We start from the raw sequence: 10,580 nt of genomic DNA, 5'->3' as shown, positions 1-10,580 counted from the left end.
TTTCCCTAAAATGGAAAGTTTTGCTGGTTTTCTCTTTTTTACGCTATACTGAACCTATAAAACAAGAAACTTCTATAACTTTAAATTAAGAAAAGCTAAAGAAAAGTTTAAGAGTTAGTTAAGCTAAAGGCCTTATACTATAAACATCCTAGAAATAGGAATCCTAGCAGTAGACATCAACCAATCACTAGGTCCTAAAGGACTAGCTCTTGGGATGTCTTTGCATAGATATTCGTAAGCGACTAAAGTCGCAACGACTATCGTAAAAACTTTTCTTTTTCATAAATCTCCTGAGGGAACGTCGAGAAATCGGCGTTCTTTCTTTTTCTAAGAAGAGGTGACTTTTAACTGGCTTTATGATAGAATATGGCAATCATTCTATTGATATGGAAAAGAGATTGTGTTATAAAATACTTTTCTTACTAAAAGAATCTTTTATTCGGTCATATGATTCCATGCATAGCTGGATTATGTTTAGGAGGTACAGGTATGATTAAAACTCTTGGTATCGTCAGTTTGTCTAGTGGTATTATTGGAGAGGACTTTGTTAAGCATGAGGTGGATTTGGGTCTCCAACGTCTCAGAGATTTAGGTCTGGAAGTTAAGTTTTTGCCTCACGCTCAAAAGGGATTAGATTTTATTAAGGAAAATCCTCAGGCACGGGCTCAAGATTTGATAGATGCTTTTGCTGATGACAGTATTGATATGATTTTATGTGCTATTGGCGGTGATGACACCTATCGCCTGCTGCCCTACCTTTTTGAAAATGACCAGCTGAAACAAGTCATCAATCAGAAAGTCTTTCTTGGTTTCTCAGACACCACTATGAACCACCTTATGCTCCACAAGCTAGGTATCAAGACCTTTTATGGGCAGTCCTTTTTAGCTGATACTTGTGAATTGGACAATGATATGCTGCCTTACAGCCTGCACTATTTCAAGGAATTGATTGTGAATGGGAAAATTTCAGAAATCAGACCTAGTGATATCTGGTATGAAGAAAGAACTGACTTTAGTGAGAATGCACTAGGTACAGCTCGTATCAGTCACCCTAATTCTGGTTTTGAACTATTACAAGGCCCTAGTCAATTTGAAGGTGAGATTTTAGGTGGCTGTCTGGAATCTCTTTATGATATTTTTGATAATTCAAGATACCAAGACAGTAAGGAACTATGTGAGAAGTATCAACTCTTCCCTGCTCTCTCAGACTGGGAAGGAAAAATTTTACTGCTTGAAACCAGTGAAGAAAAGCCAGCGCCAGCTTTGTTCCGCAAAATGTTACAAACCTTGAAGGAAACCGGTATTTTTGAGGTTTTAAACGGTATTTTGGTAGGCAAACCTATGGATGAGACTTATGCTGACGATTACAAGAAGGAACTGTTGAATATTGTTGGTGGTGACCTTCCGGTCCTCTTCAATCTCAACATTGGTCATGCAACACCTAGGGCTATTGTACCTTTTGGTGTGCACGCGCGTGTTGATGCGGATAAAGAGATTATTACGTTTGAAAATGATTAAAAAAGAGAGCTGGAAATTGGTTTTCCGGCTCTTTACTCTATCTCTAATGATAAATGAAATTTTTTACTTGACTTTCCTACGTTCATAGACAATTTCTTGTTTGATAATAGGCTGTTTACGGTAGGCGTAATATAGCTGGCTTGTCATAAAAAGCCAAATAAGAGGCTCACAAATGATAACACCAAAGTAGCCCATGTGTGGAATTAGGAATCTTACAAAAATAATTTTTCCTAGTAATTCAATGACACTCGAAAATAATTCCCAACAATCATGGTGTCAGCTGTATTATAAAGTTGCTGGAAGACATTTGAAATAAGAATTGGCAGAGCAAAAAGACTAATCGCTTTTAGAACAGAATCCTCAGTTAGATTGATACTAGTATTTTTTATAACTCCTCCTCTAAATCGAACATAGTATAGCATATTTTTAAGAAGAAGCTCAGTATCTAAAACAATGTAAACGTTTTACTTTTTTTCAAAATTTATCTTACAATAGCAATAAACAAGTCACAAGAAACCAATTTAACTTGACCTTGTCTATTCTCAAGGCATTTTTAACAATAATCACTTTACTATTATTTAAGTAAAGATGCATATGTATTTTCTGATTAAACCCTTTAGACTGTTCAGGTTTAATCAGTACCTTGGAGGCAGTCTCAATGAAAAAGCTATTCCCCTTTGTACTTTTATTTACGTGGATGGGAGCTCTTTATCTCCTAAAATCCTACTTCCCAAAAACTTTCCTACTAATTAATGCTCTATCTTTTTGGGTCTTCATCCTCGGGATTATTTATATTATTATCTATTATCTTTACCTTCGTTATCGTTTTAATCATCGAAAATAAAATGCCAATCTTTTGAAATCAAAATGACAGGTGTCGGCTTTGACTTACCCTAGTCAAGCACCGCCTTCGCCTCACTTCCTCGTCTGATTTTGGTTTTATTTGAGTTTTAGCAGACAACCGTTCTCATTTTCAAATATAAAAAAGTTCCAAATTGGAACTTTTTTATATTGATATGAATATCTTTTGATTACCAGATAATCACGCGATCTTCTGGGGCACGCCACATTGGATCTGCCTCTGTAACCTTAAATTCATCATGGAATTCTGGGAAGTTAGTCAAGGTAATGTTTGTACGAAGTTTGCCTGGCGCGTGGACATCAACTGCTGCCATCATTTGCATGAACTCCTCACGCGCCTTCATACGCCAGATCGTTGCGAAGTTAACAAAGAAGTCACGGGCTGAGAAGTCTGCTTCTTTTTGTGCAGCTTCCAAGGCACAGGCAACACCACCCAGGTCGGCAACGTTCTCAGAAACTGTTAGTTTACCATTTACTTTGGCACCATAGGATTCCTGACCGTCAAATTGAGCAACCACCTTATCCGTGCGTGTTTGGAAGGCTGCGTAGTCTTCATCAGTCCACCAGTTATTGAGACTGCCATGTTCATCAAAAGAAGCACCATTTGTATCAAAGGCGTGAGAAATTTCATGGGCGATAACCGCACCAATACCACCATAGTTAGCTGATGAGCTTTGTTCTAATGAATAGAATGGTGCCTGCAAGATAGCGGCTGGGAAAACAATCTGGTTTTGTTGCGGATCATAGTAGGCATTTACCATGTGAGCTGGCATGTGCCATTCGTCACGGTCAACCGGCTTGTTCCACTTGCTCCATCCATAAGCGATAGAAATTTTAGCTAAATTCTGAGCATTTTCCACCAAAGATAAGTTCTCATCAATGATTTTTTTCTCGTAGGTTTCTGGCAATTTCTCAGGATAACCGATATGTGGTGTGATGACATTGAGTTTGACAATGGCTTTTTCACGTGTCGCTGGCGCTAACCAATCAGCAGTTTCTAGGCGTGATTTATAGACATCAATCATTGTCGCTACCTTGTGCTCGACATCTGCCTTGGCTTCAGGTGAGAATTTTTGACCAGCATACCATAGTCCTAGGGCCTGGCTGTATGGTCCCTCTGCCAAGTAATAAGCAGCTTTCTTCTTGTCCATTGCCTCTGGGGTACCTGAAAGAGCACGGCTATAGGCACCTGACAGGATACGAATCTCATCTGTTAGATAGCCATTAAAGGAGTTTGCTGCTCCCATAACCAAGGCTGCTTTAAGCAAGTCCCAGTTCTTTTCAGAGTAGTATTCTGCTGCAAATTCTGTCCAGAAACGTTCCTCAGGAACGATAACCTTGTCTGGTAATTGACCCAAGATAGCTGTGAAAATATCATTCAATGGCAATTCCGGAGCCAAGGCAACAAAATCAGACCAATCATAGGGATGGTAAAGTTTAGCATATTCAGAACCTTCTTCACGAGAGAGGACATATTGAGCTAATTTTGCATCCAATTCAATGATTTTATCTAGTAAGTCTTTGATTTCTTCACTTGAAAAGCCAAATTTGGGCAGAATATCTTCTTTTGCTTTACGCCAAGTTGCAAGAAGTTCCTTGCCTTTTTCATTGTCTTCAGCGTAGTAGGTTGTATCAGGCAAGATGATGCCTGGTGCCTCAGCCCAAAGCACATTAAGCTGGGCATTCATGAAGTCTGGGGCTACACCAAATGGGAAGACACTTGGTTTTCCAGCCATTTCATAGTCAGCAATGCGCGCAGCATATTCCGCAAAAGACCCTAAAGCCTTATATTCTTCAATCAAAGGAAGAACTGGGGCAACACCAACTTCTTCACGCTTGTCGTAGTCGGCTGTCATCTTGTGAAGTTTAACAAAGTTGGCCAAGATGCTGTCTTCAGGAAGGTTTTTACCTGCCAACCAGCCATCCGTTGTGTCTAGCATGAGTTTTTCAATCTCATCTGCCAAATCTGTAAAACCGCCTGTACGGGGTTTGTCATCAGGAATGACTGCTGTCTTGGCCCACTCGCCATTAACAGCATCATAGAAATCGTCTTGATAACGTGTCATTTTATTCTCCTCTAAATGTAATCGTTTCTATTTTATCAAAAATGAGGGAGAAGTGCAGTATTGAGGTCGCTTTTTAAAAACTAGGCTTCTTTAAGTGAGTCAAGCAAGAAAATAGCTCCAAGATTTTTCTAGAAACCTTGGAGCTTAAAAAATGATTTTTGATTCTTATACTCAAATAAAATCAGACGAGGAAGTGAGACGAAGGCAGCTCCAAGAGTCTGGGGATAGACTCTTGGAGCATTGGAATTTAAAGAAACTTCTTTCTCTCATCTGCAGTAGGGCAAGTCGAAACTGACGATGTATCTTTTTGATTTTAAAAGAGTATTACTACCTATTCTTAGTATCCAAGATAATAGTGACTGGTCCGTCGTTAATGAGTTGGACCTGCATATCTGCACCAAAGACTCCTTTTTCTACGGGGACATATTGGGCAAGTTCTTGATTAAAGTCATCATAAAATTGACTGGCCATATCTGGTTGGGCAGCTCCTGTAAAGGCAGGTCGGTTGCCTTTTTTGGTGTCTGCAAAAAGTGTGAACTGTGAGATAGATAAAATGCTGCCCTTGATGTCTTGGACAGACAAGTTCATTTTACCAGCTTCATCTGAAAAAATGCGCATGTTGGCAATCTTTCTAACCGCGTAAGCCCTATCCTCTGCTCTATCGTCAGGTCCTACGCCAACTAGCAGCAAAAGACCCTGCTTGATAGCGCCAGCTATTTCCCCATCAATAGAAACAGAGGCCTGGGACACGCGCTGAATTACAATTTTCATCTTAAACCTTTCTATAAAAACAAAACCAGACTTTTTCTTGTCTGGTTTTATAGTCGAATGAATTAGCTTTCAGACAAGGAACGTAAGGCGTAGGCAGCTCCAAGAGTCTGAGAATAGACTCTTGGAGGTTGGTCTTGAAGAAACTATGTTTCTCTCAACTGCCGTACGGCAAGACGAAAGTGACGATGTATCAAAGTTAATTCAAATGACTATATTATTAGCCATTAGTACGCTTAACGCTATAAACGTCTGGAATAATCTTAATTTTATCAACTATGGTAGTTAGACTAGCCAGGTTGGGAATAGCAAAGCTGACGTGAATATTGGCAAACTTCATATCTTTAGTCGGTTGGGCATTGACCGAAGCAATGTTCTTGGTCGCATTTGACAAGACTTGAAGAACATCATTAAGGAGACCTGAACGGTTGAGACCATAGATATCAATCTCAGCCATATAATCCTTATGAGTATTTTCCTCGTCCCACTCAACCTCAATCAAGCGTTGTTCATAGCCGTCCTGACTCTTGATATTGTTACAGTCCGCACGGTGAATGGCAATTCCACGCCCTTTGGTAATGTATCCCTCAATCGGATCGCCAGGCACTGGGTTACAGCATTTAGCAATACGCATAAGAAGACCTGAGGCACCTTGGATGATAACACCATTTTCGCTGTGTACCTTGAGGACGTCTTTCTTCTCAGTCTTAACTTCTCCGCCCTTCATAAGTTCTTCTGCCTCAGCTTTAGCTTTAGCACGCTCTTCCTCACGACGTTCTTTTTCCGTCAGACGATTAAAAACAGAGACTGGACTTAATTCACCGAAACCAACTGCTGCATAGAGAGCTTCTTCACTGCGAACACTCAAGCGTGGCAAAATGGCATCAATATGTTTCTTATCAAGGTATTTATTAGCCACATAGCCCTGTTCTTGGAAATAATCAATCAGCATTTCACGGCCTTTATTGACAGACATTTCCTTATCCTGATTTTTGAAAAATTGGCGAATTTTATTTCTTGCCTTATTGGTTTTGACAATCTTAATCCAGTCGCGACTAGGTCCGAAAGAATTTGGATTAGTCACAATTTCACAGGTATCACCCGTCTTCAATTTAGCGGTTAGAGGAACCATACGGCCGTTAACCTTGGCGCCTGTTGCTTTTTCCCCAACCTTGGTGTGAATAGCATAAGCGAAATCAATAGGTCCAGAATCCTTAGGTAATTCTTTAACCGCGCCCGTTGGTGTAAAGACATAAATACGTTCTGAGAAGATGTCTTCTTTAACAGAATCCACAAAGTCCTGAGCATCCCCTTCTGAAGCATCCTGCAATTCGACAAGCTCTTTAATCCAGTTCATACCAAGGCTTTGTTCAGACTGATTAACCTTGCCCTTAATCCCTTTCTTGTAAGCCCAGTGAGCAGCAACCCCATATTCAGCGACAGCATGCATTTCCTTAGTTCGAATTTGAATTTCGATAGGACCTTTTGGACCGAAAACTGTCGTATGGATAGATTGGTAACCGTTGGCTTTAGGCGCAGCAATATAATCTTTGAAACGACCTGGCATTGGATGCCAGAGTTCATGAATATAGCCCACCATGGCATAAACATCAATTGGTGTTTCCATGATACAGCGGATGGCAATCAAGTCAAAAATCTGATCGAAACGTTTCTTCTTATCACGCATTTTGCGATAAATTGAATAAATGTGCTTTGGTCGACCATAGATTTCTCCGTAGAGTCCCTGCTCTTGTGTGTAATCTTTAATCTTTTTGACAATTTCATCTACCAAAGCTTCACGTTCACGACGCTTTTCACTCATCATGTGGGAAATTTTATAAAACTCAGTTTCGTTGAGGTAACGGAATGACAGGTCTTCTAATTCCCATTTGATACGGCTAATCCCCAAACGATGGGCAAGTGGTGCGTAAATTTCCATTGTTTCGCGGGAAATACGTTCTTGCTTATCCTTACGTAAATGTTTAAGGGTGCGCATATTGTGTAGGCGGTCAGCTAATTTAACCAAGATAACACGAATGTCTTTAGACATAGCCATAAGCATCTTACGGTGATTTTCAGCCAACTGCTCTTCGTGTGACTTGTATTCTACCTTACCAAGTTTGGTTACCCCATCAACGATATCGCGAACATCCTTGCCAAAATCAAGTTCAATATCATCCAATGTAATATCCGTATCTTCTACGACATCATGGAGGAAACCGCAGGCAACAGTGACCGCATCAAGGTGTAAATCCGCTAAAATACCAGCGACCTGAATTGGGTGGATAATGTAGGGTTCACCTGATTTTCTTGCCTGATAAAAATGAGCTGCTGTCGCATAATCCAAGGCCTTTTGAACAAAGGCTACATCAGCCTCGGTCATGTACTCGGCTGTTAAGGCAACGACTTCCTCTCCTGTTAAATTGATTTCTTTTGCCATATTGACCCCTTACTTGCTCTTATCTCTTATGTTGTACCTATTTTATCACTTTTTAAGCTAAAAATAAAAGAATGATGCCAAGAAATCGCTTTACATAGCTGAAAAGAGCACCTTTGTCATCCATTGACATCTTTACTCTAAAAGACTAGCAAAATGAATTCCTTTATTTTCAGAAAGTATCATATGAAAATCTACAAACATTCTGAAAGATAAGATGTAAATAATCATGTTTCTATTTACAAAAACTTGTACATTTAATTTTACCATGTCTAAAAATGTTCGTTTTTAGCTTGTTGAAAAGGGTTTCTTTAGATATAATAGAATTCCAGGCTAAATTTTAAAAGGAGAAAAAGATGTCAAAGAAATATGTCACAAAAAGCGCTCTGCTATTATCATTACTAGCAACCGCCAGCCTAGCTACACAGGTCGAAGCTGAAGAAAATAATCCCGTACCAGCATCGACCACACAAGAAAGTCTCACTACAGCAGAAACTCAAAGCACTGTTGAAGCAGCACAAACTGAAGAAAATGTAGAAGCTACTGCCTCTACCCTTACTGAAACGACAGAAACTCCTGCCGAAGAGCCACAAGTACTTGCAAATATTGAGCAACCAGCAGCTAGCCAAGAAGTAACTGAAGCTGAAACTCAAGAGGTTGCTCCTGTAGAGGGTGCTAATGTTGATGTTCGTATCCTTTCAACAACAGACCTCCACACCAACCTCGTCAACTATGACTATTACCAAGACAAGCCATCGCAAACAATTGGTCTTGCTAAAACAGCTGTCCTTATCGACCAAGCTAAAGCTGAAAATAGTAATGTTGTTCTTGTTGACAATGGTGACCTTATTCAAGGTACACCACTTGGTACCTATAAAGCCATCGTAGATCCAGTTGAAGCTGGCGAAGAGCACCCAATGTACACTGCTCTTAACGCACTTGGATTTGATGCCTCAACTCTTGGAAATCATGAATTTAACTATGGACTAGACTACTTGAATACTGTCCTTTCATCGACAAGTCTTCCAGTCGTTAATGCCAATGTTCTAGATGCTGAAACAAAACAACCTGTTTTTAAAACTTATGAAATGGTGACAAAAACCTTCACAGATACTGAAGGGCGTCAAGTCTCTTTGAAAATCGGAATCACAGGCATTGTCCCACCACAAATTTTAAATTGGGATAAGGCAAATCTTGAAGGTAAAGTTGTCGTTGAAGATGCTGTTAAGGCTGTCCAGGCTATTGTTCCCGTCATCCGAGAAGCTGGCGCTGATTTGGTAATTGTTCTTTCCCACTCTGGTATCGGTGATGACCAGTATGAGGAAAGTGAAGAAAATGTCGGCTACCAAATCGCTGGAATTGATGGGGTTGATGCTGTTGTAACAGGACATTCTCACGCTGAATTCCCTTCAGGTGATGGCACTGGCTTCTATGAAAAATATGATGGGGTTGATGGGATTAATGGTAAAATCAACGGAACACCTGTCACTATGGCTGGTAAATACGGTGACCATCTTGGAATTATCGACCTTGGCTTGACTTACACTGATGGTAAATGGCAAGTAACCAAGAGCCACGGTGAAATTCGTAAGATTGATACTAAGTCTGATGAAGCAAATGCTGAAATTATCACATTAGCTAAAGAATCCCACGACGGCACTATTACATACGTCCGTCAGCAAGTCGGAACAACTACTGCTCCAATCACAAGCTACTTTTCCCTTGTCAAAGATGATCCTTCTATTCAAATCGTTAACAACGCTCAACTATGGTATGTCCAAAAAGAATTGGCAGGTACGCCTGAAGGAGAACTTCCGCTTCTTTCTGCAGCAGCACCTTTTAAAGCTGGTACACGTGGTGATGCCACTGCTTACACAGATATTCCAGAAGGTCCAATTGCTATTAAGAACGTTGCCGACCTCTATCTTTATGACAATGTCACAGCTGTTTTGAAAATCACTGGTGCAGACTTGCGTGAATGGCTAGAAATGTCTGCCGGTCAATTCAATCAAATTGATCCAAATAGTACTGACCCACAAAATCTAATTAATACTGATTACCGTACTTATAACTTTGACGTTATTGATGGTGTTACCTACACCTTTGATGTCACTCAACCTAATAAATACGATAAAGATGGTAAGACAGTTAACCCTGATGCTAGCCGTGTACGCGATCTGAAATACAATGGTGTCGAAGTTACAGATGACCAAGAATTTATGGTTGCTACTAACAACTACCGTGCTAGCGGCACATTCCCTGGTGTACGCAATGCAAGCATCAACCGCATTCTAAACCTTGAAAACCGCCAAGTTATTATTGATTACATCGTTACTGAAAAAGTTATCAATCCATCAGCTGATAACAACTGGGGATTTGCGAATACCATTGCCGGATTAGACATCCGTTTCCAAACTGCTGATAAGGCAAAAGATTTAGTCTCTGGAGATGATGTTGAATACATCGCAGCTTCTGAAAGTGCTGAAGGCTTTGGTGACTACCGCTTCATTTATATTGAACCCGCTACTGAGACACCTGCAGAAACCGATAATCCTGAAATGCTGACACCTCAAGAACGTCAAGAAATTCATGAATTGGTTGCTACTGCCTATGCTGAAACACAAGCAAAAGCAAAAACTATGACTCCTGCACAAAATAAGACCACTGGTCTTCCAAAAACAGGTTCAAAGGATAATAGGATTCTTAGCCTTCTTGGATTTGTCGTCATTGGATTGACAGGACTTTTCTCTAAAAAACAAAGCAAGACTAACAAATAGATAGGTTTGTGTCAAGTTATTCTCGGAAAGTTTTTCAAAAGTCCTAAATCCATTTCTTCATTTGTCCAATTGGACTACTTGTTGCACCGTTTAGTGGGATAGTCGCACTTGGGATAATATGCTGGTCGTGCTGGCCTTTCTGCAGGAGTTTTC

Annotated in this window: 6 protein-coding genes; 2 read left to right on the top strand and 4 right to left on the bottom strand. The window is 40.2% G+C overall.

Annotation, left to right across the window (positions count from 1 at the left end; translation table 11 throughout):
- Positions 1-489: 489 nt before the first annotated feature.
- Positions 490-1,518 carry a S66 family peptidase gene (locus F601_RS0100420; RefSeq protein WP_018163714.1) on the top strand — a complete coding sequence of 343 codons (1,029 nt, stop codon included), beginning with the start codon at positions 490-492 and terminating at the stop codon, positions 1,516-1,518.
- Between the two features lie 230 nt (positions 1,519-1,748).
- Here the strand turns inward: F601_RS0100420 and F601_RS13200 are convergent, their stop codons facing one another.
- The 4 genes from F601_RS13200 to F601_RS0100395 all read right to left on the bottom strand — a co-directional run bounded on the left by F601_RS13200 (position 1,749) and on the right by F601_RS0100395 (position 7,653).
- Complete coding sequence (locus F601_RS13200) at positions 1,749-1,940, bottom strand: hypothetical protein (protein ID WP_081600853.1); 192 nt, start codon at positions 1,938-1,940, stop codon at positions 1,749-1,751.
- Between the two features lie 609 nt (positions 1,941-2,549).
- Positions 2,550-4,445 carry a M13 family metallopeptidase gene (locus F601_RS0100405; RefSeq protein WP_018163711.1) on the bottom strand — a complete coding sequence of 632 codons (1,896 nt, stop codon included), beginning with the start codon at positions 4,443-4,445 and terminating at the stop codon, positions 2,550-2,552.
- A gap of 327 nt (positions 4,446-4,772) precedes the next feature.
- Positions 4,773-5,216 carry a D-aminoacyl-tRNA deacylase gene (dtd, locus tag F601_RS0100400; RefSeq protein WP_018163710.1) on the bottom strand — a complete coding sequence of 148 codons (444 nt, stop codon included), beginning with the start codon at positions 5,214-5,216 and terminating at the stop codon, positions 4,773-4,775.
- Positions 5,217-5,433: 217 nt separating this feature from the next.
- Positions 5,434-7,653 (bottom strand): RelA/SpoT family protein, encoded by a 2,220-nt coding sequence (locus tag F601_RS0100395; RefSeq protein WP_018163709.1) that lies wholly within the window; start codon positions 7,651-7,653, stop codon positions 5,434-5,436.
- A 353-nt stretch (positions 7,654-8,006) separates the two neighbouring features.
- On the opposite strand from F601_RS0100395, the gene F601_RS0100390 reads away from it, so the two are divergent.
- Entirely contained in the window at positions 8,007-10,427 is a 2,421-nt protein-coding gene (locus F601_RS0100390; protein ID WP_018163708.1) for a bifunctional 2',3'-cyclic-nucleotide 2'-phosphodiesterase/3'-nucleotidase, read from the top strand.
- The last annotated feature ends 153 nt before the right edge of the window (positions 10,428-10,580 follow it).

The organism is Streptococcus henryi DSM 19005, from assembly GCF_000376985.1.
Taxonomy (GTDB): Bacteria; Bacillota; Bacilli; order Lactobacillales; family Streptococcaceae; genus Streptococcus; species Streptococcus henryi.
This window is presented reverse-complemented; position numbering and strand designations above follow the sequence as displayed.